The organism is Rhizobium sp. USDA 4016 (genome assembly GCF_056279705.1).
In genome coordinates, this window is record NZ_JBWCCY010000002.1 from 973,629 (window position 1) to 1,000,126 (window position 26,498).

A 26,498-nucleotide genomic window follows, 5' to 3' on the forward strand; every position below is an offset into this window, starting at 1 on the left:
ATGGGTGAACGCAATCTCGGCCTTTCGATCTTCTGTCACGCCGTTCTGCTGGTTGGCGCAGCTTTCGTATGCTTGCCGCTTTACTTTGCCTTCGTGGCAGGTTCGCTCACGCTGGAAGAGGTGCAGCAGGCTCCTTTCCCGCTCGTGCCCGGCTCGCATTTTATCGAGAATGTCGCAATCGCCTGGAGGCAAGGCGATTTCGCGCAGCTTTTCCTCAACTCGATCATCGTGACGGGTGGGATCGTCATCGGCAAGCTCGCCATTTCGCTCATTGCGGCTTTTGCCGTAACCTATTTTCGCTTCCCGTTCCGCATGACCGCATTCTGGCTGATTTTCGTTTCCTTGATGCTGCCCGTGGAAGTCCGCATTATCCCCACTTACGAGGCCGTGGCCGACGCTGCAGGCCCGATCCGCTGGCTTTCCGGCATCACCGGATTTGCCGGCCTTATGGAAAACTTGACGGGCTACAGCATAGAAACATCCCTGAAGTGGAACATGGTGAACACCTATGGCGGTCTGATCCTGCCGCTGATTGCCTCCGCGTCGGCGACATTTCTCTTCCGCCAGTTCTTCCTGACCGTGCCTGAGGAGCTATGCGAGGCGGCGAAACTCGATGGCGCCGGCCCCCTTAAATTCTTCAAGGATGTGCTGCTGCCGCTTTCCACCGCCAATATCGCGGCACTTGCAATCATCCTCTTTCTCTATGGCTGGAACCAGTATCTCTGGCCGCTGCTCTTTACCACCGACAGGACGATGGCTACCGCAATTCTGGGTCTTAAGGAGCTGGTTCCGGTCTCGGATTCCGTGCCTGCGTGGAACATTGCCATGAGCGCCGCTCTCTTCGTCATGTTGCCTCCGGCAGTCATCATTCTCCTCATGCAACGCTGGTTCACCAAGGGGCTGGTAGATTCCGGCAAGTAAGCCTTTGCCCAGACAATAAGGACAATTTCGAAATGGTTTACATCATCGGCCATCGCGGTGGCCGCAATCTTTGGCCCGAAAACAGCCTTTCTGGCTTCCGCAAACTGGCTGAAATGCCAGTCGAAGGCGTCGAATTCGACGTGCAATTGACCCGTTCAGGCGAACTGCTCGTCATTCACGACGCAACGCTTGATCGCACGACCGATTACTCCGGACCGGTCTTCGACCTTGCTCCAGGCGAGCACCGAAGCGTCACGCTGAAAGACAGCGACGGAGAGGCGATACCGACGCTTGAAGAGGTTCTCGAGATATTCAAGGACAGCGCCCTTGAGCTGCATATCGAGCTGAAGGCAGATGCGAAGGGGGATGCCTATCCGGGCCTTGAGAGGAGGGCTGCAAACCTCGTCGATGGCCTCAAGCTTGCCGACCGTTCTGTCCTGACGAGCTTTCACGCCAGCGTTCTTCAAACTGTCCGTGAGGTTGCGCCGCATATCCGGACGCTGTCGTCATTTGACCGCGCAGCCGCCGAGCGACTTGGGCTCAGATCCGGCCTTGAGAAAATGGAGGGGCTCGCCGACATCATTGCCGTCGAAAAGTCTCTGCTTGCGACGCATTGGGACGAAATCACGTCCTTCATTCCCTTTGACCGGCTCGGCGCATGGGTGCCAAATCACAGTGCCGACCTTGCCTATTGGTTGGCCAAACCCGTCCGGCAGATCACCACCGACAGGCCGGATCTTGCCCTTAGCATACGGGGTTCGTGAACCGTGTCCTTATCTGCGACAGACCAAACGCGCGCCTCCAATCACTCCAACCCCGATCCCCTTCAGAACATTGACCTGGTCATTTTCGACTGCGACGGCGTGCTCATCGACAGTGAGCCGATCGCAAGCCGCACACTTGCGGAAGCCCTGCAGGAGGCGGGTGTGGCAATCACCCCTTCCGAAGCCCACGAAAAATTCACGGGCAATTCCGAAACGGTGATCCGCGACATGTGCGTCCGCGACTACGGCTTGGGTGACATTGCAAACGTCTTCCAAGCCTGGCATCGGCGGCTTTACGCCGAATTCGCACGGTCCTTGACGCCAATGGCTGGCATCGGCGACATCGTCGCCAGCCTAACCCGGCCGAAATGTGTTGCGTCGAACAGTACAATGCACCGGCTTCGCGCGAGCCTCGGCAGGCTCGATCTCTGGCAGTGCTTCCACCCGGGGGTCTTCAGCGCCGAGGCTGTGGCGCGGCCAAAGCCTGCCCCGGACCTTTTATTGCATTGCGCCGAGAAATTCGCGGCAAGACCGGCACGCTGTGTCATGGTCGACGACAGCCCGCACGGCGTTGCGGCAGCCGTCTCCGCCGGTATGATCGCCATAGGCTTCGTTGATCCTGCCGACCCGAGGCCGGCAAGGAAGGCATTGCTTGCCTCTTCGGGCGCCTTTGGCGTGGCAACCGGAGCCGGGGAATTAACGTCAATGCTGTTGGCAGCGAGCCATTCGATCAAGGCCTAGGTCTCCATCCTTCCCGAGATGCGCGGGCCGACTTGAAACTCCGCCATCCCTCTGACGGCGGTTTTATGGGGCTCTGCTCGCGCCGGTTTGGAACTGGAAGCAAACGTTCTAACGCGCCGAGCCTCAGCCTACCTTAACTGTACAACAAGATGTCTGACCAGGGAGTCGCTACGTTTCGTTACACTTCGGATCGTTTTGAAAACATGACCGATACGTCAATCGGGCAAATGACACTTCCCAAAACGACGTCGCCAGCGACGAAGCAAAGGAGTGTTTGGAGATGACGAAGATCGATAAGGTTCTTTATACTGGCAAGACCCGGACCACCGGCGGCCGCGAGGGGGCGTCTCGCAGCGACGATGGTCAGTTGGACATAAAGCTCTCGCCTCCCGGCAGCAATCGGGACGGCACCAATCCCGAGCAGCTCTTTGCCGCCGGATGGTCGGCCTGCTTCATCGGCGCAATCGGCATTGCCGCGGGCAAGCGAAAGGTGAAGCTGCCTCAGGATCTTTCCGTTGATGCCGAGGTCGATCTTGGAATCAGCGACGGCGCCTATTTTCTGCAGGCCCGCCTTAACGTTCGCCTGCCGGGTATCGAGCCGGCATTGGCAACGGCCCTCGTCGAGGAAGCGCATCAGACATGCCCGTATTCCAAGGCGACGCGCGACAACATCCATGTGGAACTGCAGATCGTCGAGTAATGCAAGCGGCCGCCGCAGCCCAAGGGTCTGCGGCGGCCGCATAAGGCGCAACGCGAACGGAAGAAGACATGGGTCCCCCATGTCTGCGGAGGACGAATGAGACTGCTGATCATCTCTATTCTGAGCGGGGCAATCTTCGCGACGCCCTGTCTCTACGATTTCGCCTCGCAGGAACCCTCGCCGCTGGGTGGCCTGCGCACGGCGGCATCTGCGCTCGCCGCTGAAGCGCCCCGGCAGTCGCGCTAGAAACCGCTTGCCCCGCAGCGTTGAGCATCCGGATACGCGAACGAACCTCGACGCGTCGAGGTCGCGCCGGCGGCTTGATCGCGACGGCGCGAGAGCTGGGCCATTCGCAGCCAATCTTCAGGACCTCTGGCACCCTTCCGACGATGGTGCTGCCGGCGGCAAGATCAGTTCCTTTGCATCATCTCGCTGATGATTTTCGAGAGGCTGTAAAGGCGCTGCTCGATCATTGTCGGAACCTCGCAGACATAAGAAAGCGACTGGACACGCTCTTCGAAGATGCGCGTCTCCCATGTCAGTTGCGCCGTCTGCCTGGCAAGCTCGGTCTGGTCGGCATCAGATGCCGTGCGCATCTTGTCGACCTCTGCGGCCTTTTTTCTGAGATCGGCGGCAAGCTGCCTTTGACTTTCGGCATAGCGCGAAATGCCGGAGATGATCAGGCCGCGTTCTACGTTGATCTTGTCGAACACGCCCATGAAAAGCTGCTCCAGCTTTTCATGGGCCTGATCCTTGGGCAGCGATGCGATGTAATCCGAAATTTGCTTGCGGGCATCATCGATCGGATTGCTGCGCTTGACGAGTTCGGCGGCGAGGTCGGACAATCGAGGGTCCTTGTCCCATTGCTTGGCCGTTTCGGGAAGCTCGCCGGCGTTCCACACCTGGCCGATCGAAAGTTCAGGCACCTTGCGTTGAACGCAAGGCCAGTCGGGATCGGTGTTTGTTGCGGGGTGTGCCGCCGGTGCCGCAGACAGCGCGGCAAGGATTACGAAAACGAAAAAGCGTCGGCTCACTGGCTTGCTCCCATCTCCTGCTTGCGGACGGTCAGGCCACGTGCGGGATTATAGGCCAGGATGGCTCCCCCCAACAGGGCAAGCGTGACGGCCACAACGACGGCAAGCGATGTCCATTCGATACGCGCGTAAAAGGCGAAGCGGATGAGTTCGACCGCATAGGTGAACGGGTTGAGGAGGCATATCTTGTAGAGCAGGGGGCTTGCTTCTTGAACCCGCCAGAGCGGGTAAAGCGCCGAGGAGGCGAAATACATGGGAAAGATCACGAAATTCATGATCCCTGCAAAATTCTCCAATTGCTTGACAAGCGATGACAAGAGCATCCCTAACGCTCCCAGCATCAGCCCTGAGAAAAACAGGGCAGGCAGGATCATGAAATAGCCGGCGATTGGCGCCTTGACATCCCAAAACCAGGCAATCGCCAGGAATGCATAGACCTGGAGAAGCGAAACGGCAACGCCGGCCAAAAGCTTGGATAGGAGAAGATACCAGCGCGGAAATGGACTGACGAGCAGGATACGCATATTGCCCATCTCCCGGTCATAGACCATCGACAGGGAGGACTGCATGCCGCTGAAGAGGAGGATCATCCCGCACAATCCAGGCGTGATGTAGACCTCGTAGAGAACATAGGTCTCATACGGCGGTATGATCGAAACGCCCAGCACCTGCCGGAAACCGGCTGCGAATATGAAGAGCCAGAGCAGGGGCCGCACCAACGAGGAGATGAAGCGTTCCTTCTGCGAGAGGTAGCGCAGCCATTCGCGCAACAGAATACCCCTCAGGCAGACGAGGTACTGGATCGCCGTGAAGCCTTTCCATTTCTCGGCGGTCGCACCGCCCAAGGTTCCGGTCGCGCCGGTCATGGCTTTCCTCCCCGGATATTCATGTCTGTGATACCGGTAAGCTTCGAGAATGCCTGATTGATGGTCTCCGTGCCGGTGTGGGAAAGAATGGTCGAAACCTGGCCATCGGCGACGAGCTTTCCCTGGTCCAGGACCAGGATCTGATCCGCCTGGCCAACCTCGTCGATCAGGTGGGTTGCCCACAGCACGCTGATGCCGGCGTGTTCCACGAGAGCACGAATATCCTTCACAATGGTCGCACGCGACTTGATATCGAGCCCGACCGTCGCCTCGTCGAGCAGCAGCAGGGAAGGCCGGTGCAGTAGGGCCCGAACGATCTCGACACGCCTGATCTGTCCGCCGGACAGATCGCGGACCTTTTCCTCGATGCGGTCGCTCATGTCGATGGACCGAAGAAGCTCGTCGATCCGTTGCCGCGCCACACGCGATCCGATGCCGTGCAGGGAGGCGTGATAGAGGAGATTTTGTCGGACACTCAAATCGAGATCGAGGGTACGGGCCTGAAACACGATGCCGAGATGTCTGAGTGCGGCGCCGGGATTGCGATCTATGTCCTGGCCGAAAACGCGAATGCGGCCCGCCGGCGGCGAAAAAAGATGGCTGACGAGTGAAAAGAGCGTCGTCTTGCCGGCACCGTTAAGCCCCAGAAGAACGGTGAAGCGCGAGGGCTCTATGGAAAACGACACATTGTCGAGCGCCTTTCGCTGCCCATAGCTATAACTGACGGAGGTAAGTTCGAGTGCAGCGACCGCCGTACTCTCTTGCCTATTGGATGTCTCGTCCAAGCGGGATTCAAGCTTCATTGGATATGCCTTTCACAAGCGGCGTTGCCGCAGGCGAGCAAGACGCCCGGGATGCCTACTTGATGATGATCTTGCCTGTCATGCCCTTGTCGGCAAGGTCGGGAACCGACCATGTGTATTCTCCCGGCCGCACTGTCGAAAACTGCACGTTGATCGTTCCTTCTGAATCGAATTCGAGCCATGCCGGGGCTCCATTCATGTGAACCTCGAGATCGTTGATGACGATCTGGTTCATCCACACGTTGCGAAACAGATCGGTCACGAACTTGTATTCAAGGCCGGCCGCCGACGTGATCTTCCACCGGTAGCCCTGTCCTGAAACGAGTTCGAAGTCCTTCCGGTTCACTGCGTAGCTGTTGTCCTTCGATCCGAGGATCAATTCCGGCACGTTTTGGCTTGCGCGCGTAACCTTGGGCGCGGGATCGCCGTCGTCGTCATCACCGGACTGGGCAAGGGCCGGTTGTTGCGTAGAAAGAGCGCCAATAAGACTTGCAAGAGCAATGACTGCGAGTTTCATGTTGTCCTCCTTTTGGAAATCGGAACGCCTATCAGTTGGGTGCTACGGTCACTCCCCACGGCATGGCTCCGACGGTGACGGATTTGACGGGCTCGTCGCTCGCCGTGTCGATGAAGGTGATATCGTTGGAAAGACCGTTCGTGCTGATCAGGTGCTGGCCGTCGGGCGTGAAAGCCAACTGCCAGACACGCTGACCGACAAGGATATATTTCTCGACCTCATAGGTTTGCGTGTCTACGACCGCCACGCGGTTGGCCGGGCCGAGGGCGACATAGGCTTTCTTGCCGTCCGCCGAAATCCGCACGCCAACGGGCTGAATCGCCTCCGAGCGCAAGCCCTGGATCTCAAACGTGATCTTTTTGACGATTTGTCTGGAGGCATTGTCTATGACGGAGACGGTTCCGCCGATCTCCGAAGAGACCCAGACCTGTGAACCGTCCGGCTTGAATTCGGCAAAGCGCGGACGCGAGTCAACGAGCACGTTGGCGACGATCTCATGGGTCGAGGTATCGATAAAATGCGCCATGTTCGTCGTTTCGGAGGTGTTCACCATCGTCTTTCCGTCGGGGCTGACGCCCATGCCTTCTGGCTCCACGCCGACCGGTATTTCGGTGATCACGGTTTTCTTGTCGACGTCGATGACGGTGACCAGATTGTCGTCCTCATTTGCGACGTAGAGCGTCTTGCCGTCTGGCGAGAGCACGAAGAGCTCCGGATCCGGACCGGAAGGCAGCGTCCCGATGATCTGATGCGTTGCCGTATCGATGATCTCGACGGTGTCGTCGTCGCTTGCGCAGACATAAAGGTGCTTTCCGTCATGGGAAATCGTAATGCCGCGCGGCCTTTGTCCAACATTGATTGTCTGGGTGACTTCCATCGTCTTGGAGTCGACGACGGTGACGGTGTTGTCCTTCTCGTTCGAAACATAGACGGTGTTGGCCAGAGACGGTCCCGCATACAAGACGGCGGCGATCATTCCCGCAAGCAGATAAACATGTCTGCGCATTCTCTCCTCCCATTGCGTATTCAGTTCAATTTGCAGGCTGTCTCCGGTTGATCGATCCCCAATGTGTCGAGTTCGGAAAACTGGTGAAGAAAACCCTCCTGGGGCGAGGTGGAGATCACACCGCGCCCATCGCCGAGCAGAATTGGCTGGCGGAGCTGCCAGTTCCAGCGACGGAAGCTCACCTTCTGTCCCTTGAAGGCCGCCAGTGAGAAATTTTCGTCTTTTATGAAGGCTTCGATCTGAGCAGGATCGTTGCCGTTGGTCCGCGTTGCGGCCTCGCCGAGGATGCGGGCTGCCGTCCATGCCTGCATGTCCTTGCCGAGCATGCGCCGTCCGGTCGCCTTCACGAAGCGGTTCTGGATCTGAGAGCCGCCCCATTGTTCGCTGGCCGGATGCCAGGACGAGGCAATGAGGCCCGCCGTGCCGGCGACGGGCCGCGGGTCCCAGGTCCGGAAAGGAACATAGCTTCCAAAGACCTCGCTCTCGTCCGCAACAATGACGACATCATGGTCGGGCAGTCCCTGGGTGAAGACCGGCATCTGTCGCTGCACCTGAACGACGCCGCTGTCGGTTCTGCGGGCCGTGCCTGTATCCTTGTAGAGCCGCTCCTCGACGATCGTCGCGCCGAAACGCTTGGCAGAGCGCCGGATCGCATCCGCAAAAAGCTGGTCCGGTTCGTGGGAACCGTAAAGCAGCACCCAATTGCGCCACTGCTTCCAGATCAGATATTGCGCCAGGCCATCGGCAAGCATGGTGCGCGTCGGAGCGGTGTGGAAGACGTTGGAGCGGCATTCGTGCTCGCGCAAAATGTCATCCGTCGAGCCGACATTGAAGAGAAGCACACCGTTCTCCTTGGCGAGATCGGCAATGGAGAGCAACTGCTTGGCCGATATGTCGGTCAGCACATATTTCTCGCCGCGCGCCAGCATCTGCCTGAAAACCGGGACGACATCCGCCTCCCGTTTCGTCTCCACCACGTCCAGGCTGTACGACTGGCCGAGAAATCTGCCGGTCGTGTTGTTGTCGTTGATGGCGATGTTGGCACCGGCAACGCCTTCATCGCGCGGGGGAACATCCAGGATCGACAGCGCAAGTTGCGGCTCATAGGCGCGCAGATATCCTATGCGGATTTCCGTTGCAGGCTCGGCGGCGGGATTTTGCTGCGCCATCAGATGCGGCGCATTGACGAGCAGCGAAAAACAAGCGAATAAAAAGATAAGAGTATTCGGCACCATACTCTTCATGGTCATACCACGCTCCGCGCCGGCTTCAACGAAGGCGGACGCGCTGTCTCGATAAGGTGCCCACTATGTTTGTAGTCCAATCCCCGATAAACTCAATACTTGCACTCAACTTTTCCCGCCACGGTTGGGAAAAATGCGGCGCCTGCGGAGACATGCCATGACATTGATGTTGGCCAGTGTTCAAAATCGCAAGGAGGCGGAGATCGTTCTGCAGGCAGGTGCGGACATTATCGATCTCAAGGACCCTTTGCGCGGCGCGCTCGGGGCGGCAGACATCTCGCAAATCATCGACGTTGTCGATTTCGTGTCCGGCAGACGGCCCGTCAGTGCCGCCTGCGGCGAACTTGGCGGCGATCTGCAGGCCCTCAGGGCAAGGGTCGAGGAGGTGGCCGCGACAGGTGTTGATTTCATCAAGATCGGGTTTCTGCCGTCGTCCCCCATCGGGGCGGATGCGCAAGCCTTGGCCGATATTGCCGGCCGCAAGAGGTTGATCGCCGTTGTTTTTGCCGACCATCGATACGAGGAGAACGTCATGACATCGTTTGCAAAAGCAGGCTTTTACGGCGTCATGCTGGATACGGATGACAAATCGAAGGGACGGTTGCTGGATCACATTCCTCCAGATCGTATTTCGGATTTTGTGGCGCAGGGGCAACGGCACGGATTGATGACGGGCCTTGCCGGCTCACTGGAAGCACCCGACATCCCACGCTTGCTGCCGGGCAAGCCGGATTTTTTGGGCTTCCGGGGATCGCTGTGCGAGGGCCTGTCCAGGAACGCCGATCTGGACGCTGAAGCCACGGCAAAGATCCGTGCTCTAATACCCGGGGAGCGGCCGGCTGAAAAAACGCCGAGCGTTGACCTCGAACTCCTGGCGGCACGGGGATATTTCCCCGATCCGGCTGAGGACAATCTCGGCACCGACCAGATTTTCGTGCGGGATTTCGTCCTGCCGGTCGACATCGGCGCTTACAGCTTTGAACATGGCAAAAAGCAGAAGGTCCGGTTCGATGTGACGGCGGATGTCCTTCGTCTCACCCGCGATCCGAAGGACATGCATCATATTGTTTCTTATGACCTCATCATGGACGGCATCCGCGCGATCGTCAGCCGTGGTCATGTCGATCTGGTTGAAACGCTTGCCGAGCAGGCTGCAGCGTTCATCCTTGAGAACCCGCGTGTGGCTCGTGTCGTCGTGCGAGTAGAAAAACTGGAACTGGGTCCGGGCGGCGTCGGCGTGCAGATCGAGCGCAAGAGGGAAAGCGCCCGATTGTCAAAGCCGCTTCGCGTCGTAGCGGCAAAGGCCGATGGAGGAAGGAAAGTGGTATGAAGCCGCTGGTCGTCAAGCTTGGAGGAAGCACGGCCGGCCGTATCGAGATGGACCAATGGATTGCGGTGCTGACATCGGCGCGCTTGCCATTGGTGATCGTTCCCGGCGGCGGACCGTTTGCCGACCAGGTGCGCGTTTCGCAAAATAACATGCACTTCTCAAATGCCGCGGCACATGAGATGGCCATTCTCGCGATGGATCAGTTCGGCATCGTGATCGCCGAGCGGCATCCGCGTTTTCAACCGGCCCGGTCGCTGCGCGAGCTCGACGCAATTCTTGCCGAAGACGGGATACCGGTATGGCTGCCGTCCCAGATGGCCCGCAACGCCGACATCGCACAGTCGTGGGATGTGACGTCGGATGCTCTTGCGGCCTGGCTGTGCAGGCAGATCGGAAGCGGCCACTTGCTGTTGTGCAAGCAGGTCGATCCGGAATCCCTTCCGAACGATCTGGAAGCGCTCGTTGACAATGGCGTCGTCGATGCCATGCTGCCGCAATTGCTCGGGAAGGAGACAGTCTTGTACGTTGCCGGACCATCGTCGCTGCGTTCGCAGCTGCTCGCGCTGCCCATGACCCGCATACCCGGGCGCCGCGTGGGATTGCCCGATGAAGCCCGCACAGAGACGTGCCGATGACGCGGCTTCGAACGCCGCGATGGGCCTGGGTGCTGACCGGGTCAGGCCATTTCTTCGTCGAATGCTTCGAATTAATCCGCTCACTCGACCATTGCGACGTCTTCGTGACGAAGGCCGCAGACGAAGTTCTCAGGATGTATGGGCTGAAGCTCGATTTTTCGGACACGACACGCGTGCTTCACGACAAGACGGCAAGCGCAGTCCCTGTCGGCGAATTCTATCACGGCGTCTATCATAGCGTCGTGATTGCGCCTGCCACGTCCAATACCGTTGCCAAATGCGTGGCGGGGATCTCCGACACGATCGCCACGAATGTCTACGCACAAGCCGGCAAATGCCGCCTTCCATCAATCGTCTTTGCTTGCGACACCGCGCCCGAGCTGGAGACAATGGCCCCCCACGGAATGGTGAAGGTCTATCCGCGGCCGATCGATCTTGAGAACACGGCCCGTCTTAAGACCTTTGAACGCACGCAGGTCGTGGAATCCTTTGCTGATCTGGAGCTGGCGGTGGCGCGGCGGAAAGGAGAGATCGACGGTCGTGGCTGAGCATCTCGTCTTCCTGACCGGGCACTTGGCAAAGGCCAGGCTTGAAAACATTCTCACCGGACTGGGAACAACCCCCTTCACCTACGAGATCATCGACATCGGTGTGAAGGTTGCCGCCCTGATGACGGAAGAAATCGTCAGCCGTCGCTTGCCTCGGCCGTTGAAGGCGGACCGAGTTGTCTTGCCCGGTCGGTTCAGAGGCCATCTGGAACGGTTAAGCGACGAATTCGGCATCCCTTTCGTGCGCGGACCTGACGAGGTGGCGGATCTGCCCGTCTACCTTGGCCGGGCGGGAAAGCCGCCGGATCTGTCGCGCCACGAGATGCGCATCTTCGCCGAAATCGTCGACGCATCGACCCTGTCGCTGGAGGCGCTGCTAAAGAGAGCGCGAGCGCTCGCAAACGGCGGCGCCGATGTGATCGACCTGGGCTGCCTTCCAGATACGCCCTTTGCCCATCTGGAAGAAGCCATCGGGCGGATCAAGGCCGAGGGGCTTTGCGTCAGCGTGGACTCAGCAAACTCCGATGAACTGGAACTCGCCGCCCGCTCCGGCGCCGATTATCTTCTGAGCCTCAACGAAAGGACAATCGGAATTGCCGCGCGCCACAAGGTCAAACCGGTTCTCGTTCCAGCCGTGCCGGGCGACCTCTTCTCTCTCGGCCGTGCCATCGAGGCGGCGCAGAACGCCGGGATATCCTTCATCGCCGATCCGGTCCTCGACCCAATCCATTTCGGCTTCGCCGCCTCGCTTGGACGCTTCATCGAGGCTCGCCGCCGCTGGCCGGACGTCGAGATGATGATGGGCACCGGCAACCTGACCGAACTGACCGACGCCGACACGTCGGGAATAACAGCCATCCTCGCGGGCCTTTGCTCGGAGCTTTCCATCGCCAACGTGCTGGTCGTCAACGTCAGTCCGCATACCGTGCGCACGGTGGAGGAACATGACCGGGCGCGACGCATCATGTATGCCGCCAAGCACGATCATGCGCTGCCCCGCGGCTATGACGCAGCCCTCCTGCAAATACACGACCGTGCGCCCTTTGCGAGCTCCATTGCCGATATCGAGGCGCTTGCGCAAGACGTGCGCGACGCCAATTTCCGCATCATGACCGCTCCTGACGGCATCCATGTCTTCAGCAAAGCCGGCCACTGGAAGAGCGACAACGCCTTCGACCTCTTTCCTGTGCTCAATGTTGAACAGGATGGCCCGCATGCCTTTTATCTGGGAGCGGAATTGATGAAAGCGGAAATCGCCTGGAAGCTCGGCAAACGCTATTCGCAGGACGAGCCGCTTACCTGGGGCGTGGCGAGCCCGGGCGCAGGCGAGGACCGCACACGGCTTGCCGGGGCCGGGCATACGCTGCGCGCAAAGAAGGACGGCCCATGAGCTTCATTCGCGAAACGATCGTAACGACGGTGAATGCCAAGGGCCGGGTGCATATCGCGCCCCTCGGTATCATCGCTCAAGATGACGGGTGGGTCATTGCGCCGTTCCGACCCTCCACAACCCTCGAAAATCTTACCGCCGTGCCGTTTGCCATTGCCAATTATACGGACGACATGCGGATTTTCGCGGGCTGTCTCACCGGACGGCGGGAATGGCCGCTGGTTGCGGTGCAAGATTGCCCTGTCCCGCGTCTGGAGGCCGCGCTCAGTCATTCCGTTTTGCAGGTCGTTTCCGTCACGCAGGACGAGATCCGCCCCCGCTATTTCTGCCGGATCGCAGCTGAGGCCACGCATGCCCCGTTCACAGGCATGAACCGGGCCAAGGCAGCCGTTCTCGAGCTCGCGATCCTGGTGAGCAGACTGCATATGCTGCCCAAGCAAAAGGTCGATTCCGAGATTGCGTATCTGTCGATTGCCATCGACAAGACGGCCGGTGCTGACGAGCGGCAGGCCTGGGATTGGCTGATGGAGCGCGTGAACGCCCATTCGGCCGGAGACTGACGGGATCCGTCCGGCATTTCGTCCGTAGGGGGTTTTACGATTTCGACCACAGTAGCGCGACGGCAGCGGCCGGCGCGGCCTTGCTTGCCTGATCGCGGATTTCGTTCGATGCTGCTGGAATAAGCATGCCGAAGTCGACGTAGGGCCGCTCCAGGCGTTTGGCGAGCTGCATGATCTGCGGGCGACCGATCCCCGCGCCCACCACCGGTGCGACCGGGCTTAGTGCGGCATTGCCGGAAACCCTGAACGCACCGTCGTGGATCATGCGCAATTGGTGCTCGCTGAACCAGCGGGCGACATCGATCCATTCGCCTTCGCTAAGATCGGTGCCGTCACGTCCGACCATGCGAGCGATACGGCCGATCGATCCATCACGCGACTTGGCTCTTCGGTCGGCGGCGGGGTATTGGTCGTCGGCCTCGTCCAATGTTCCGAGAATGCGCCCGAGATCGGCGGTATTGGCAAAATACTCATTCATCAGCGGCGTCATCGTGCCGCGCACCGGAACTCTTTCGGCAATTCCGATCAGCGCCGAGCGCGTAAAGCCCGTGTAGACGAGTTCGCCGGTCAACAGACGCTCCGCATCGGAATAGCCATTGTTGCAGAGCCGTCCGTTCTGAAACGCGAGGATGTCGGTGGTCGTCGAACCCATGTCGACGAAGAGACCTTCTCCCTTGATCCTGGCGCTCAACGCAGCCGTGGCATGCCAATTGGCCGAGGCGATATCGGGGCCGAGATCGTAGGCGTCTGAAAGATCGACGAAGCCGGCACGGCCACCATAAACCTGCAGGTCGTCGCCGCCGAATTCCGCTTTGATGAAATCCAGGATATGGCGAACACCGGCGTCTCGTGACGGGAAGCCATCCGACAGCTCTCCCGTCATCGTGAAGACATGGATGGGATTGCCTTGAAAAAGCGGGCGGAACTGATCCAGCGCATCGCGCACCTGATCGAGCCCGAGCCACATCGGCGCCCTGACGGTCCTGGCATGGGTAATTTGGCCATTCTCGGTCCGCGCCATCTTCAAATGCGCGCCACCGATGTCCCAGCCGATAACTGTTTGCTTTTCTTCTGCTACCATTCCGGCTTTCATGTGAGTGATCGTTTCTGCCGAGGTTTGACCATTGCTTATCATTCCCGTTCTCGACGTCAAAGACGGCCAGGTGGTACGCGCGCAGATGGGCATGCGCGATACCTATAGACCCATCGAGACGCCGCTCAGCGCGATACCGGCGATCAGCAGTGTCGCCGACGGCTTGCGCCGAATCCATCCGTTTTCGATCTTTTATGTGGCCGACCTCGATGCCATCGAGAGCGGTTCGAGCCATTGTTCTGCCGCCGGGCCTCTATCTCTTTTGCAGCCGAGGCCGGACGTCTGGCTCGATGCAGGGTTTCGAAGTGCAACGGACGTCGGGCAGGCGCTTGCCAACGCGCAGATCTATGCCGTCCTGGGTTCCGAAAGCCAGGCCGGTACCGACGTTCTCAGCGCGTTCGGTGCGCATCAGAGACTGATCCTTTCCCTCGACTTTCGCGGTGATGCCTTCCTCGGGCCGCCCGCCATCATGTCAACGCCTGACCTGTGGCCGAGACGGGTGATCGTGATGACACTCGACAAGGTGGGTGCGCGCTGCGGACCCGACTTCGATCGCTTGCGATCAATCAAGGACATCGCCGGAAACCGCGACATCATCGCCGCAGGCGGGATCCGCAATGTCAACGACCTGGAACGGCTGACCGACATGGGCATTGCTGGTGCACTGGTCGCAACATCGCTGCATAGCGGCGAACTAACCGGAACCGACGTCTCCGCCTTTTATGGGAGCTAGGGAAATTTAAGAGAAGAGGCGCTTTGCCTCTTCTCTCAATCCTTTGGCCGAAGCACTGCCATTTCAACCATTGGCGCTTGAAGATGGCGTACCGCTGAAGCCTAAAAGCTTCGACAACCGGCGCAACAGGCCGCCTGTTTCTACGGCGGGCTCGCCCTGTGCGGGGTTGTTTCGTGTCTAGGCGCTGAAAGGATGCTTGACGGTGTCCCGCTGAGCAGTTGCCTCCGCCGCGGTCGGCTTGCCGGTGACTGCGCGCTCAATCGCTTCCTTCGTTGCCCTGTAGTTATAATCTTGGATCTTGGCGTCGTCTTCTGCTTCCCAGTGGATGAAGACGCCGACGCAGATGAAGACGTCATCGGCTTCGTCGGCGGGAATGATGCCTTCGGCTACGCTGTCTTGGACTGCCTTTGCCACCGCATGCTGTGCCGGGCCGAACATCTGCACGGCTTGCTTGGCACCCTTAATCGTAACCTTGTTAAACAATATCGTATTCGGCTTGCAGGCCAGGTTCGGGGCGATGACCGCCAGAAGTGACGTAAACCCGTCCTTGTTGTTCGTGAGCGCATTGCAAAATGCCGTTTCCACTGCGCTTCCACGCGGTCCGATCAGAAGATCGATATGCGCGACTTCATTTCCCTCGCCAACGAGTGACTCACCAACCATTACCTTGCTAATCTTTGCCACGGCCAATTCCTCCCTTGTACCGTATGGTCAAAAAGTTTCGTCCAAAGAAGCCGTACCACACGAGACACGACGCTCGATGGACAGCTATCCTTGTTCGCAGCACCCTTGACTGGGTCGGTTGGCCAGATAGCAGCGAGTAAGATTTATTCGCCGGCCAAATTCAAACATCTAAGCTACGATTATGCAAGCCGAACTTCATGTTGCAGACAAAAAGCGTCGCAACCGTGAGATCGGCGGAGGTCCCGGGGTTGATATCCCTGTCCTTCAGCCGCCTGTCGAAGTCCAGCAGAATCTCTTCCCGTCTCGGCAAGCGCGTCTCGTCCATCACTCGACGGCGTATTGTGTCTGCCTCTTGCGCAATTTCGGCAGAGAGATCGGTCCCGTGTTTGCGCCCGATATGACTGTCGGGAAACGAGGACAGGAAGTAAAGATAGACGAAGATTGTCGGCCACATGTCCTCTTCGCCGCGGGCGGCCGCTTCTCTCCACGCCGACAGGCCGCCGTTGAAGATGTCTTCAAAGCCGTTCGTATATTGTCGGGCGATCATGTCGCGGTCGGCCGCCATGGCCATGGCGTTGACGAGAGACACCGTCGGCTCGTCTCTGACGTCATGTTCTTCGGCGCTGCCGAGCCCTCCCGGGTTGGTGAGGCGGATTGCGGCGAAGACGTCGCGGGCATCGCCCGCATCCATTTCATCCAATGTCTGCGTGAGGTCCTTGCGGAAATCCCAAGACGTGCTCTCGGCCGCCTTGGCAAGCGGCGCGCAAAGCAGGAGGATGCCGAGATTGGTGTTCGTTCCCACGCTTTCGCGGGTGGCGGTTACCGCACGAAGAACACGCTGACCGACCGATTGAAGCGGTTCGGTGACCGATAGCGAACTGACGGCCGCACTTTGGAGGAATTGATCCGCCGTCATCCGGTGGCCGTCTGCGAAGCGGTGCACGTTGCCCGGCTTCAAGGCATCGATCTCGGCACGGCAGGCGTCGAGGTAGGCTGCCATGATCTCTTGCCGCGTCAGCGTCATGCTGCGGGCCTTTCCTTTACGTCCGGACTGAGAAGCGCGACCATTGCCTGAGCGATGCAATCGGCGACGCGGACGGGGACAACGGATTGCAAGCCGGTCCAGGCCGGCATGCTGTTGACTTCCAGTACGAGAAGATTGCCTTCGCATCCCTGTACGATATCGATGCCCGCAAAGTCGGTTCCAACAGCGGCGGCGGCGGCAAGCGCAAGTTCGGCAAGCTTCGGGCGCAGCGGCCCGACGACCGGCTCGGCTTTCGCGCCGCGGGCGATATTGGTGATCCAGCCGTCGGCGCAACGACCCATCATGCCGAGAATTTCACCATTGCTGACGAATATCCGGTAATCCCGATAGGGCGGTCCGGCACGCAGTACAAGGCGCTGCAGGTAATAGACATTGTCGACCTCGTCCGGGTCAGGCAGATCGTCGATCGAACGAATGAGCCTTATTCCGCGTCCCTGCGATCCAAAGAGCGGTTTCAGCACCAGGAGGCCATGCGGCACCTCGCGCTTAACGACGGTCCTGGCATTGGCGGGACCTTCCACTGCGAACGTTTCCGGCGTTGGCACTCCGGCAGCCGCAAGAAGAAACGTCGTCGTCGATTTGTCGACGCAACGCTCGATTGCTTTGGCGGAGTTCCAGACCGGCACGCCAAGCTGGGTCAGCGCGTGCAAGATGCCGAGACGGCGTGTGATCGCTTCGAAGCTGCCGCCGGAGATGGAGCGGACGATCACACCGGCCGGAAGGGCTCCATCAAGCGTCGGGATGGCAATGCCTGATGGATACCGGGTATCGAACGCGATATCGGCAAGCGGGCAGAAGATCGTCTCCGCGCCGAGTTTTGCGAAGGCGCGACGCAACTGTCTCACCTGGCGGTCTGGTTTGTCGGAAAGAATGAGAATTTTGTCTGAAATCACCGTCTGTTCAACCAAGGGATTGCTCCAGCATCTCTCTGTTCCATTCACCGGCGCGGAAGGTGTCGCCTGTCTCGACAGCCGTAACGATCACTTCGGCCGGGCTGAAGAGATGCGGATCAATCGCGTAGAAGTCGCCGTTGAATTTCTCGAAGATTTCCGCAAAAGGCTGCCCGTAGTCGCGCGACCTGCAGCTCGGCAGCTCTTCGGCGAGCGCGCGCGCGTCTGCCGCGCTGCCTAGAACGAACAGCTGCACCAATCCGCCATAGATGATGGCATCGTTCGTCCGCCCCATAGCCTGCAGGAAGTCCGGATGAGGCGCTGGAACCGGCGCGCATCCCGTTCCGTCGACAATCGCATCCAACGGAAAATTGAGGCTGTGGGCCTTGTGAAGAGCGACCTCCAGTGAGCGCCCGATAATCTGAACGGAGCCTGCAAGACTTTGCGTCGGCGCGTAGATGAAGGTCAAAGCGTCAGGGCCTAGTCCTGTCGCCTTTGATACCTTTTCGACAACGGCTGGCGGCGGGGCCTTGTCCGTTTCAAGAAGAAGAACTGACGTCGAAGCATCGGTTTCGCTATAGGTAATTTCCTCGAAAAGGGGCTCCACGCGCGCCAGCAGACGCGCAGGGCCCGAGCCCATGGCGAAATATTTCTCATGCGAAAGCCGCCAACCCGCATACTGGCTGCCGAGGCAGGCAAGAACCGGTTGGGAGGAATGGACGATAACGCTCAACGGCCACTTTTCGTTATGACGATCGAGCACCATCGAGACCGTTCCCAGGCCACCCATGCAGATTTCCGCCATCCGCAGACCCACTTCGAGGCCTCCGGGGCTTGCCGCGCCGGCGTCGATGAGATGTTCTCCAAGAGAGCCGCGGCCATATGCGACGCCAAATCTTTCGTCGTCGGCAATGATCTGATCGATGATCCGTTGCGCATTCCTGTTGAGATGGGCCATTCCGTTCTTCATTGGAATTCCTCCTTCCAATGCTGCGCTACTTGGTTGACACGGCGCTTGACAGCGCGCTCTGCTGCGGAGGCGGATCGGGCATGCGCCAAGACAGTGCAAACCGGATCGCCGGGGCTGAGCGCCGAACCCGGCCTTTGATGGTCGGCCGTCAGGTTCGGCCATTTGACATCGGGGAAACAGGAGATGGAACGAGACGTGTAGGCAATCGCCGCGGCCGCAGCCCCGCGATAGACTGGCACGTCGATCCTTTCCCCGCGCACGGCGCGCAAATGCTCAATGAGGAGGGGTGCGCTGTCGGTGTCGAAGATATCCAGCGTTGCGCCAGGTCGTGGGTTGATTTCGATGAGATGAAGCCCCTCCGGCCCATCGATGAAATCGGCGCTGCAAAGACCCACAAGGCCGCAGTGGCGCGTCAGCTTGTCGAGCCAGCACCCGATTTGCATTTTCTTTTGCCGGTCAAATCGCATGAGACGGACGGCCCCGCCATAACGAAATGGTGACGTTGGCGAAGGCGAAGACCATTGCCGGCTGACGCCGATGATGCGGGCGGCACCATTTTGGGCCAGGAAAAGAGCCGAGATGCTGCGGCCGGACATGCGCTGCTGATAATAGTAGCCTGGCTCGGCAGGCATCGTTGCGACCGGTCTGACATGCGACCCGCCGGCGCCGCCGCCAAGCTTCGTGAGCCAGCCCTCCGGTTTTTCTGGTGACGAGAACTGGATCGCCGGATGCGGGATGTCCAAGCTTCGACAAAGTTGGGACAGGTTGGCGGGTTCCTTGATCGCCCGCACGGTGTCGGCGCTGTTGCCGGCAAGCGGAAACACTCGACCGAGTGCGTCGATGACGTCGGGCTGACGTTCGAAGCCGGAGCCGTAGACCAATGCGGCCGGTTTCTCGTCGCCCATAAGGCGTGACAATATGCCGATGATTTTCTCGCGGTCTATTCCTTCGCTTATACTGCCCGATAGGCGCGCTGTCCTCTCGGAAAGGGCGACCGTATCGCAATCGCAGAACAGATCGGCCACCAACGGCCGATAGCCGGCACGGCGCGCTGCTGCGGCAAGTGACCGGCCGGAAATGGCCGCGATCAGAATCGCAGGACTATTTTTCGATGCTGCGGGCAAGGGTAAAAGCATCCTGAAAATCATAAATTACCGGTTTTTCAGCGCCGATCATCTGTTTGAACAGCCCCGATTGGGTCTTGTACTTGACATTGCCGATAGAAAGCGGACCGATGCCGACTGCGGCGGTTTCCCCGAGCGTATCGGCTTTCGCATGGACGGCCAGGCCCTCGATGCCTGCCGGCGGCACGGCGTTGACATCTGCCGCAACAAGCAGATTTGCCGCCTGGCGCAGTTGTTCGGCAGAGATCACCTTGACGCCAGCCTTGGCCGCGGCCAGCACCACTTCGGCCTTGCGCAACAATTCCGTCTTCCTTTCTTCCGTCGAACCGTCCGCCGCTGTCACAGTGACGCCGAAGCGGGCCTTGATGGCCTCGGCGATGGCTTCGACACGCGCAATTCCGTCGTGACCGACCAGCGTGACGTCTGCGCCCTCCTTGGCTGAGATCACGGCGGTGCAGTAGCCGACGACGCCGGTCGCGCCGAAAATGCTCACTTTCGTTCCCGCCAGCTCACGATTGTGCAGTTTTCCAAGTGTTTTCTCGACTCTGGCGACCATCGCTGCGGCGGTGGTAAACGAGCCGGCAGGATCGGCGAAGACAGAAACCTCAAAAGGGGGCACCATTGCCTGCTTTGCGGCATCGATCATGTCGAGTGCCAGGATCGTATCACGCCCGGCAATAAAAATGCCGGTGGCAACGCCTGCATCCGGGGGACGTGAGAAGACCGCATCCTGGACAAGGCCGGCTATGTCGGCGAGCGCCACGTCCGTGTAAGGAACGATATGGTCATAGCCCGCATCAAGGGCCATATTGACGTCGAACGGGCTCATCTGCCTCAATGGCGTAAGCATATGGAGAATGGTTTTCCGGCTCATTTGGCTCGCCTTCTCTAGTATGTTTCCCGACCCAGTTCGAATTGCTGCGGTGCCCTCGTTCGCGCGATCTGCGCCCCCTCATTTCTGCCGGCGACGATGCGGATTGTCGTTTGTGTGTCCATTAGCGCGGCAGAAGCGACAATCCGCTCGGCAGCCGCCTGAGATGGAGCAAAGGCAAATCCGGTCGGTCCCCAGGAACTTTGCCCGATGCCGACGGCTCCGCATTCGGCAAGCCTTGCGAGCGTCCTTTCGACCGCCGGACTGGTAAAACGGCCGCCTTGCGCCGGTGCAAAATAATCGCCCAGCGTTTGCTGGATTGCCGTCACCGCATTGCCGAAAGTGGCCATGTCCTTTTCGAACGCGGCGGGCATGATCTCCATCAGCGCATGGCGGCAGATCGAAGCCGAGCCGGCTGCAGGAAACGGCGCCAGCGCGCGGAATGCCTTGATTTCAGCGTCTCCGTGAATTCCGTGGGCAAGGCTGTCCAGAACGAGAATGATGCGCCACTCGCTCGGAAACGGAATGCGGGAAATGACGGTCGGGGTCAGATCGTCCCTGGCCTTGCCCGCATCGAAGATAAGACCGCCTTCCTCGAAGGCCGCAATGCCGATTCCCGATCGTGCGCCGCGCCCCAGGAAGGCCGCATCTTCGCGGATGTGGAACGGCAAATCATGCAAGCTTCGAAGCGCTGCGGAAACGGCGAGCGCCAGCTGGGTTCCAGACCCCAACCCGGCATGGGCCGGGATTGTCTCTCGAACGATCACCCGGTGATGGCCTGAAAGCTTGAGACGAGACCGCAGGGCCGTAAGGTGAGCAAAAAGCCGGGCACTCTCGGGTCCATGGACGCTGGTCTCGGCTGCCCGCGAGACCTCCAGCCGCGTCGATATGCCGTCCAGCGGCAAACCGATACTGCCGAAACGCGAGCTGTCCTTGCCAGGGATGTCCAGGAATCCGAGGTGCAAGCGTCCAGGAACTTGAATGGAGACGGAGTCCGACATCGGTTCTATTTCTGAACTTTTTGATAATCGGGCCCTGAGTTATGTTATCGTATTTTACTACCAGCGCAAGTCTGGGTGACAAACCGGGAGAAAAGAACCAAAGGAGCAGCCGCGATGAGCGAGGAGACGGAACGGAAACGGGAGCGCGTTTATTCCGAGGACGAAATCGTTTCGAAGCTGCAGGCGGAGCTTCCGCAGTGGCGCTACGAAAACGGCTGGATTCGCCGCAGATACAAAACGCATAATTGGAAATCCACCCTGATGGTCATCAACACGGTTGGACACCTGGCAGAGGCGGCCTGGCACCATCCCGATCTCAAGGCATCCTATGCGTGGGTGGAGGTGTTGTTGATGAACCATGCCGCCAAAGGCGTGACCGACAAGGATTTCGAACTCGCCAAAAAAATTGAGGACGTCGTCCAATGGCAGCCGGGCAAGGCGGACGGTGCTCTCGAAGGCACGCCCAATGCCGATCAGCGATTTGCTTACCTGAAATATGATAGCTGAGCTGCATTTTTCGTCGGATGGACTTCACATTTGACGAAGAACAGATAAATTCACGGGGGCACCAGAAAGTTTCGGAGTGTGATGGTTGCATGGATCGGCAGCCAAACAGTTCCTTTGCCAGATGCAATTGAGCAGGTGGCAAAGCTTCTGGCAAAGAGCCGCTGCCCGGTATTTTCCATTGAATCGGATGTCCATGGCTCCCGCAGCCTGATTGCGCTGGCGGAGCGGGTCGGGGCGACCTATGACCACGTGAATGGCCGAAACCTTCTTCAGGAAGTGGCACTTCACACGGATATCGGCGGTTTTTTTGCAACGGCGACGGAAGTGCGGCGCCGCGCCGACCTCATCATCATCGTGGGCGACATTGCAGCGGCTCATCACGATCTGCTTTTATCGCTTGCGTCAACGGCGGCGGATCTTTCGTCGTCAAGCCGAAGGCGTTGGCTACAGATCAAAGGCAAGGCGCCGGCCGCCGCCGGCGAGCCTCTGCGGCGTTTGAAGGCGATCGAAGTGGGCTCGTCCGATTTTCCCATCGATGCCGTGCTCGGAAGCCTCAGGGCGATGCTGGCTGGAAGAAAAACATCCGCCCCTCTCGCCAATATCGATACTTTCTTAAGCGAAATGGCGAGCGCGCGTTTTCCCGTCTTCGTCTTCTCCCATCTCAACGACCCGGCCAGTCTGGCGATGCTGCAAGGCATGCTGGCAGACATCAACAGAGCCCGGCGGGCGACGGCTCTTTTCCTGCCGTCCGACGACGACGCCTGGGGCACGGTCTTGGCATCGACCTGGATGACGGGCTTTGCGCCGCGTACAGGCTTTTCGACCGGCTCACCCATCCATGACCCGTGGCTTTGCGACATCGAGCGGATGATCGCAGATAAGGAGGCGGATCTGCATTTGTGGGTATCGGAGCGTGACGAGGCGCGTCCGCCGAAACGCAGCCGAGTGCCCACGGTCGCGCTGGTGAGGAGTGAACGGCCCGCCGCCGGCGCGTTGGTCACCATTCGTATCGGCAAGGCTGGTCTTGACCATGACGGCGTGGTCTATTCGAGCCGCATCGGAACCCTAAGATCCGTTGCCGCAACGGCGCCTTCCGCTCTCCCCAGCGTTTATGCAATCGTCGGGCAACTCGAGCATGCCCTGCAGGGAGAGGGTTTGCCATCATGATGATCCGTCTTGCAGGTGGGGAAGTGGTGGATCCGGTCAATGGTCCGACCGGCAATCGCGACGTCTGGATCAAGGATGGCGTCATCATCGAAAAGCCGGTCTCAAAGAGGGCCGACAAAACCTATGACGTTTCCGGCTGCCTCGTCATGGCGGGTGCAATAGACATCCACTCGCATATCGGCGGGGGAAACGTCAATACGGCCCGACTTCTGTTGCCCGAACAACATGCCGCGCACCTCAAACGGCCGTTGCACACGCCGCTTGCAAACGCCGGGTGGTCTACCTTCAACACGGGATGCCTTTACGCTCAGATGGGTTTTACCACCGTGGTGGAGCCCGCCATGTCGCCTTCGAACGCGCTTCATACCCATATGGAGCTTGCCGACATCCCGATCATCGACAAGGCAACGCTTGCAATCCTCGGCAATGACGATTTCCTTCTGTCGATGATCAGGGACAACGCCTCCTCGGCGATGATCGACGATTACGTGGGTTGGACCGTGTCGACGGCAAGATCGCTCGGCGTGAAGGTGATCAATGCAGGCGCAGCAGCCGCCTTCAAGGAAAACATCCGCAGCTTCGCCTTCGACGACGTCGTGCCATCCTACGGCGTCACTTCCCGCAAGATCGTTGAGACGCTGCAGTCCGCCGTCGGCCGTCTGGGAATTCCTCACCCTCTCCATGTCCACGCCAATAACCTTGGCATCGCCGGAAACGCCGCAACGGCTGCTGAGACAATTCGCGCGGCGCAAGGCCAACCAATCCATCTCGCGCACCTGCAGTTTTATGGTTACGGCACCGAAGGCAAACGCGGCTTTTCCTCCGAGGCTGCCCGTCTTGCCGATCTGGTCAACAGCACGGAAAACGTGACGATCGACGTCGGCCAGGTGATGTTCGGCCAGACGGTGACAATCTCATCCGACGTCATAAGGCAGTATTCCGGAATGCGAACGGCAAGTCCGAAAAAGTCCATTCTCTTCGACGGCGACGGAAACGGCGGCGGCATTGTCCCCTATCGCTATCGCAAGGACTACTATGGTTCGCTGCAATGGGCGGTGGGGCTCGAGCTGTTCTTGCTGATCAACGACCCATGGCGGGTTTTCTTCACCACCGACCATCCGAACGGCGCCCCCTTCACGGCCTATCCCGAATTGTTCGAGTTGCTGATGCGCCGCGATGTCCGCAATGCCAAGATGGACGAGCTCGACCGCTCCGCGCTGGAGCTTACCACACTCGCCTCGATCTCCCGCGAATATACGCTTGAGGAGGTTGCGGTCATGACGCGAGCAGCGCCGGCGAGGCTGCTTGGCCTCGATGACCGTGGGCACCTCGGCACCGGCGCAATCGCGGATATCGCCGTCTACCGGAAAGGGCAGGATGTCCAAAGGATGTTCCGCGATGCGGCTCTGGTGTTCAAGAACGGCGACCTGGTCGTCGAGGACGGCGTCGTCACGCACTATCGTTGGGGAAAGACGGTGCACCTCAATTTGCCGCCCGACAAGAGCATCACCAAGCGCATGCAAGCCTATCACGAAGATCGCTACGGGCTGTCGCTCGACTGGTTCACCTTTCCGGATTCAGCAATTTGTCGCGAAAACCCTTTTGCGGAGGTCGCATGCAAGAGCTGATCCGCAACGGCATTGAGATCGACGACACGTTTGCCGAGGCATTCGGCATGCGTGCGACCGCAATCATCATCACCGCGCCGAGCCTGAAGTGGGCGCGCCAGGCGGCGACCACCATGACGGGCTTTGCGACCTCCGTCATCGGCTGTGGTTGCGAGGCGGCGATCGACATCGATATTCCGGCGTCCGAGACGCCGGATGGGCGTCCGGGTTGCCGCGTGATGATCTTTGCGATGGGGACGGACGAGCTGCAGAAGCAGTTGAAAACCAGGCTCGGTCAATGTGTTCTGACCTCGCCCGGCAGCGCCTGTTTTTCCGGGCTCGAAGGCAGCGCCTGGCTCGATCTCGGATCATCCCTGCGCTATTTCGGCGACGGATGGCAGATCTCCAAGAAGTTCGGCGGCAAGCATTATTGGCGGGTGCCGGTCATGGATGGCGAATTTCTGTGCGAGGCGAAGGCCGGTTTGACGAAAGAGGCGGTTGGCGGCGGAAACCTCTTCCTGCTCGCCACAGACGGCGGAAAGGCGCTGGCGGCCGCCGAGCGCGCCGTGGCGGCGATTGAGAAGGTTCCCGGCGCAATCATGCCTTTCCCCGGCGGCATCGTGCGCTCCGGCTCGAAAATCGGCGGCAAGTACAAGGGCATGATGGCTTCGACCAACGATGCCTATGCGCCCACACTACGGGGGGTGACCAAGAGTGCGCTCGGTCCCGACATCAATGCAATCCTTGAAATCGTCATCGACGGGGAGACGAGCGAGGCGGTGGCTGCGGCGATGCAAGCCGGGCTGAAGGCGGTCATCAATTTCGGGCCGAGGCGCGGCGCTTTGCGCATCAGCGCGGGAAACTATGGCGGCAAACTCGGCAAGTTCCATTATCATCTGAGGGATCTCCTGCCATGAAGCCGCTGACCTTCACCCTTCGCTCCGAACCGGATGAAAGGCTCGATCTATCCGGCTTGACGCCCCAAAAGCTCAACGGCATGCAGCCTGCCGACATCGCCAGATTGCTGATTGGAACGAGCCGGCGTCCCGCCACGGTGGGCGATGTTTTCAAGGTGGCGGGTAGCGATATCTCGAACATCGTGTTTTCAGGCGGCAGCGGGCGCTTCGACCTCGTCGGAGCGGAGATGACGACGGGGCAGATCCGCGTCGAGGGCGATGTCGGCGCCCGCGCCGGTCGCCGCATGGCTGGCGGCTTCCTGAAAATCGAAGGAAAGGCCGGTTTGCAGGCGGGATCGGGGATGAGGAACGGGCGCATCGAGATCGCCGGTGATGCAGGCGATGGCCTTGGCGGGCCGATGGCGGGAGAGATCCACGGCATGACGGGCGGCCTCGTGATTGTTGGCGGCAAGGCCGGCCATCGCCCCGGCGAGAAGATGCGGCGAGGCATCATCGCGCTTTTGAAAGGATGCGGCGATTACGCCGGTCTCGGCATGACCGCCGGGACGATCGTTGCGATCGGACGCGTCGGTCTTTATCCCGGCCACTTGATGAAGCGCGGCTCGCTTCTGTTCGACCGGCGACCAGCGGCGCTTTCGCCGACGTTCATCGATTGCGGCCGCGTCGAAATCGTCTTTCCGGCACTGTTCGACCGCTATCTGATGGAAGACAAGATCCTTGACCGGCCGCTGCTCGGCGCAAAACCTTTCCGTTTCGGCGGCGACAATGCGGTCTTGGGCAAGGGCGAAATCATGTTTCCGCGAGGTTGAGCCGTGGCCGTCCGGTTTAAG

General features: G+C 59.6%; 30 protein-coding genes. 16 read left to right on the top strand and 14 right to left on the bottom strand.

What is annotated here, in order from left to right:
• The 5 genes from ACZ9DP_RS05725 to ACZ9DP_RS05745 all read left to right on the top strand — a co-directional run bounded on the left by ACZ9DP_RS05725 (nucleotide 1) and on the right by ACZ9DP_RS05745 (nucleotide 3,372).
• Nucleotides 1-921, top strand: a complete 921-nt coding sequence (locus ACZ9DP_RS05725; protein WP_476200719.1) for an ABC transporter permease subunit — start codon at nucleotides 1-3, stop codon at nucleotides 919-921.
• Between the two features lie 32 nt (nucleotides 922-953).
• Nucleotides 954-1,685: a glycerophosphodiester phosphodiesterase family protein gene (locus ACZ9DP_RS05730; protein WP_476200721.1), complete on the top strand. Its 732-nt coding sequence runs from the start codon at nucleotides 954-956 to the stop codon at nucleotides 1,683-1,685.
• Between the two features lie 3 nt (nucleotides 1,686-1,688).
• A complete protein-coding gene (locus ACZ9DP_RS05735; protein ID WP_420882190.1) occupies nucleotides 1,689-2,426 on the top strand; it encodes an HAD family hydrolase in 738 nt (245 codons plus the stop codon).
• Between the two features lie 280 nt (nucleotides 2,427-2,706).
• A complete protein-coding gene (locus ACZ9DP_RS05740; protein ID WP_194730884.1) occupies nucleotides 2,707-3,126 on the top strand; it encodes an organic hydroperoxide resistance protein in 420 nt (139 codons plus the stop codon).
• 96 nt (nucleotides 3,127-3,222) lie between these two features.
• A complete protein-coding gene (locus tag ACZ9DP_RS05745; protein WP_476200724.1) occupies nucleotides 3,223-3,372 on the top strand; it encodes a hypothetical protein in 150 nt (49 codons plus the stop codon).
• Between the two features lie 164 nt (nucleotides 3,373-3,536).
• On the opposite strand, the gene ACZ9DP_RS05750 is transcribed toward ACZ9DP_RS05745, so the two are convergent.
• The 6 genes from ACZ9DP_RS05750 to ACZ9DP_RS05775 are packed head-to-tail and all read right to left on the bottom strand — an operon-like array spanning nucleotide 3,537 to nucleotide 8,521.
• Nucleotides 3,537-4,160 (bottom strand): hypothetical protein, encoded by a 624-nt coding sequence (locus ACZ9DP_RS05750; RefSeq protein ID WP_074072250.1) that lies wholly within the window; start codon nucleotides 4,158-4,160, stop codon nucleotides 3,537-3,539.
• The gene (locus ACZ9DP_RS05755) at nucleotides 4,157-5,026 is read right to left on the bottom strand and encodes an ABC transporter permease (protein ID WP_476200726.1); all 870 of its coding nucleotides are present in this window, start codon (nucleotides 5,024-5,026) and stop codon (nucleotides 4,157-4,159) included. The genes ACZ9DP_RS05750 and ACZ9DP_RS05755 overlap by 4 nt, the downstream gene beginning before the upstream one ends.
• Entirely contained in the window at nucleotides 5,023-5,829 is an 807-nt protein-coding gene (locus ACZ9DP_RS05760) for an ABC transporter ATP-binding protein (RefSeq protein WP_476200728.1), read from the bottom strand. The genes ACZ9DP_RS05755 and ACZ9DP_RS05760 overlap by 4 nt, the downstream gene beginning before the upstream one ends.
• A gap of 55 nt (nucleotides 5,830-5,884) precedes the next feature.
• The gene (locus ACZ9DP_RS05765; RefSeq protein ID WP_476200730.1) at nucleotides 5,885-6,346 is read right to left on the bottom strand and encodes a cupredoxin domain-containing protein; all 462 of its coding nucleotides are present in this window, start codon (nucleotides 6,344-6,346) and stop codon (nucleotides 5,885-5,887) included.
• Between the two features lie 31 nt (nucleotides 6,347-6,377).
• Nucleotides 6,378-7,352, bottom strand: a complete 975-nt coding sequence (locus tag ACZ9DP_RS05770) for a YVTN family beta-propeller repeat protein (protein ID WP_372419548.1) — start codon at nucleotides 7,350-7,352, stop codon at nucleotides 6,378-6,380.
• Between the two features lie 20 nt (nucleotides 7,353-7,372).
• Nucleotides 7,373-8,521 carry an ABC transporter substrate-binding protein gene (locus ACZ9DP_RS05775; protein ID WP_476202207.1) on the bottom strand — a complete coding sequence of 383 codons (1,149 nt, stop codon included), beginning with the start codon at nucleotides 8,519-8,521 and terminating at the stop codon, nucleotides 7,373-7,375.
• A gap of 232 nt (nucleotides 8,522-8,753) precedes the next feature.
• On the opposite strand from ACZ9DP_RS05775, the gene ACZ9DP_RS05780 reads away from it, so the two are divergent.
• The 5 genes from ACZ9DP_RS05780 to ACZ9DP_RS05800 are packed head-to-tail and all read left to right on the top strand — an operon-like array spanning nucleotide 8,754 to nucleotide 13,059.
• Nucleotides 8,754-9,926: a (5-formylfuran-3-yl)methyl phosphate synthase gene (locus ACZ9DP_RS05780; protein ID WP_476200733.1), complete on the top strand. Its 1,173-nt coding sequence runs from the start codon at nucleotides 8,754-8,756 to the stop codon at nucleotides 9,924-9,926.
• A complete protein-coding gene (locus ACZ9DP_RS05785; RefSeq protein WP_476200735.1) occupies nucleotides 9,923-10,561 on the top strand; it encodes a dihydroneopterin aldolase in 639 nt (212 codons plus the stop codon). Before ACZ9DP_RS05780 ends, ACZ9DP_RS05785 begins: the two co-directional genes overlap by 4 nt.
• Entirely contained in the window at nucleotides 10,558-11,109 is a 552-nt protein-coding gene (locus ACZ9DP_RS05790) for a flavoprotein (protein WP_040115778.1), read from the top strand. The genes ACZ9DP_RS05785 and ACZ9DP_RS05790 overlap by 4 nt, the downstream gene beginning before the upstream one ends.
• The gene (locus tag ACZ9DP_RS05795; protein WP_476200737.1) at nucleotides 11,102-12,499 is read left to right on the top strand and encodes a DUF6513 domain-containing protein; all 1,398 of its coding nucleotides are present in this window, start codon (nucleotides 11,102-11,104) and stop codon (nucleotides 12,497-12,499) included. Before ACZ9DP_RS05790 ends, ACZ9DP_RS05795 begins: the two co-directional genes overlap by 8 nt.
• On the top strand, nucleotides 12,496-13,059 hold the full coding sequence (locus ACZ9DP_RS05800; protein WP_476200739.1) for a DUF447 domain-containing protein: 564 nt from the start codon (nucleotides 12,496-12,498) through the stop codon (nucleotides 13,057-13,059). The genes ACZ9DP_RS05795 and ACZ9DP_RS05800 overlap by 4 nt, the downstream gene beginning before the upstream one ends.
• 34 nt (nucleotides 13,060-13,093) lie before the next feature.
• On the opposite strand, the gene ACZ9DP_RS05805 is transcribed toward ACZ9DP_RS05800, so the two are convergent.
• Nucleotides 13,094-14,140: a hydantoinase/oxoprolinase family protein gene (locus ACZ9DP_RS05805; protein WP_194730893.1), complete on the bottom strand. Its 1,047-nt coding sequence runs from the start codon at nucleotides 14,138-14,140 to the stop codon at nucleotides 13,094-13,096.
• A gap of 43 nt (nucleotides 14,141-14,183) precedes the next feature.
• On the opposite strand from ACZ9DP_RS05805, the gene ACZ9DP_RS05810 reads away from it, so the two are divergent.
• On the top strand, nucleotides 14,184-14,885 hold the full coding sequence (locus ACZ9DP_RS05810; protein WP_476200741.1) for a HisA/HisF-related TIM barrel protein: 702 nt from the start codon (nucleotides 14,184-14,186) through the stop codon (nucleotides 14,883-14,885).
• Nucleotides 14,886-15,062: 177 nt separating this feature from the next.
• Here the strand turns inward: ACZ9DP_RS05810 and fae are convergent, their stop codons facing one another.
• The 7 genes from fae to ACZ9DP_RS05845 all read right to left on the bottom strand — a co-directional run bounded on the left by fae (nucleotide 15,063) and on the right by ACZ9DP_RS05845 (nucleotide 21,470).
• On the bottom strand, nucleotides 15,063-15,569 hold the full coding sequence (fae, locus tag ACZ9DP_RS05815; protein WP_074072240.1) for a formaldehyde-activating enzyme: 507 nt from the start codon (nucleotides 15,567-15,569) through the stop codon (nucleotides 15,063-15,065).
• A 160-nt stretch (nucleotides 15,570-15,729) separates the two neighbouring features.
• On the bottom strand, nucleotides 15,730-16,593 hold the full coding sequence (locus ACZ9DP_RS05820) for a triphosphoribosyl-dephospho-CoA synthase (protein WP_476200743.1): 864 nt from the start codon (nucleotides 16,591-16,593) through the stop codon (nucleotides 15,730-15,732).
• Nucleotides 16,590-17,522 carry an ATP-grasp domain-containing protein gene (locus ACZ9DP_RS05825; protein WP_476200745.1) on the bottom strand — a complete coding sequence of 311 codons (933 nt, stop codon included), beginning with the start codon at nucleotides 17,520-17,522 and terminating at the stop codon, nucleotides 16,590-16,592. Before ACZ9DP_RS05825 ends, ACZ9DP_RS05820 begins: the two co-directional genes overlap by 4 nt.
• Nucleotides 17,515-18,474 carry a methenyltetrahydromethanopterin cyclohydrolase gene (mch, locus tag ACZ9DP_RS05830; RefSeq protein ID WP_239600386.1) on the bottom strand — a complete coding sequence of 320 codons (960 nt, stop codon included), beginning with the start codon at nucleotides 18,472-18,474 and terminating at the stop codon, nucleotides 17,515-17,517. Before mch ends, ACZ9DP_RS05825 begins: the two co-directional genes overlap by 8 nt.
• Nucleotides 18,471-19,598, bottom strand: a complete 1,128-nt coding sequence (locus tag ACZ9DP_RS05835; protein WP_476200747.1) for an ATP-grasp domain-containing protein — start codon at nucleotides 19,596-19,598, stop codon at nucleotides 18,471-18,473. The genes mch and ACZ9DP_RS05835 overlap by 4 nt, the downstream gene beginning before the upstream one ends.
• Nucleotides 19,576-20,472, bottom strand: coding sequence for an NAD(P)-dependent methylenetetrahydromethanopterin dehydrogenase (locus ACZ9DP_RS05840; RefSeq protein WP_476200748.1), 897 nt, complete (start codon nucleotides 20,470-20,472; stop codon nucleotides 19,576-19,578). Before ACZ9DP_RS05840 ends, ACZ9DP_RS05835 begins: the two co-directional genes overlap by 23 nt.
• 14 nt (nucleotides 20,473-20,486) lie before the next feature.
• Nucleotides 20,487-21,470, bottom strand: a complete 984-nt coding sequence (locus ACZ9DP_RS05845) for a beta-ribofuranosylaminobenzene 5'-phosphate synthase family protein (RefSeq protein ID WP_476200750.1) — start codon at nucleotides 21,468-21,470, stop codon at nucleotides 20,487-20,489.
• Nucleotides 21,471-21,584: 114 nt separating this feature from the next.
• On the opposite strand from ACZ9DP_RS05845, the gene ACZ9DP_RS05850 reads away from it, so the two are divergent.
• The 5 genes from ACZ9DP_RS05850 (at nucleotide 21,585) to ACZ9DP_RS05870 (ending at nucleotide 26,477) form a co-directional block, all read left to right on the top strand.
• Nucleotides 21,585-21,977, top strand: coding sequence for a 4a-hydroxytetrahydrobiopterin dehydratase (locus ACZ9DP_RS05850; protein WP_239600390.1), 393 nt, complete (start codon nucleotides 21,585-21,587; stop codon nucleotides 21,975-21,977).
• 81 nt (nucleotides 21,978-22,058) lie between these two features.
• Nucleotides 22,059-23,144, top strand: a complete 1,086-nt coding sequence (locus ACZ9DP_RS05855) for a tungsten formylmethanofuran dehydrogenase (protein ID WP_476200752.1) — start codon at nucleotides 22,059-22,061, stop codon at nucleotides 23,142-23,144.
• Nucleotides 23,141-24,772: a formylmethanofuran dehydrogenase subunit A gene (locus ACZ9DP_RS05860; RefSeq protein ID WP_476200754.1), complete on the top strand. Its 1,632-nt coding sequence runs from the start codon at nucleotides 23,141-23,143 to the stop codon at nucleotides 24,770-24,772. The genes ACZ9DP_RS05855 and ACZ9DP_RS05860 overlap by 4 nt, the downstream gene beginning before the upstream one ends.
• Entirely contained in the window at nucleotides 24,760-25,668 is a 909-nt protein-coding gene (fhcD, locus tag ACZ9DP_RS05865; RefSeq protein ID WP_476200756.1) for a formylmethanofuran--tetrahydromethanopterin N-formyltransferase, read from the top strand. The genes ACZ9DP_RS05860 and fhcD overlap by 13 nt, the downstream gene beginning before the upstream one ends.
• Entirely contained in the window at nucleotides 25,665-26,477 is an 813-nt protein-coding gene (locus tag ACZ9DP_RS05870) for a formylmethanofuran dehydrogenase subunit C (RefSeq protein ID WP_476200758.1), read from the top strand. Before fhcD ends, ACZ9DP_RS05870 begins: the two co-directional genes overlap by 4 nt.
• Nucleotides 26,478-26,498: the final 21 nt, after the last annotated feature.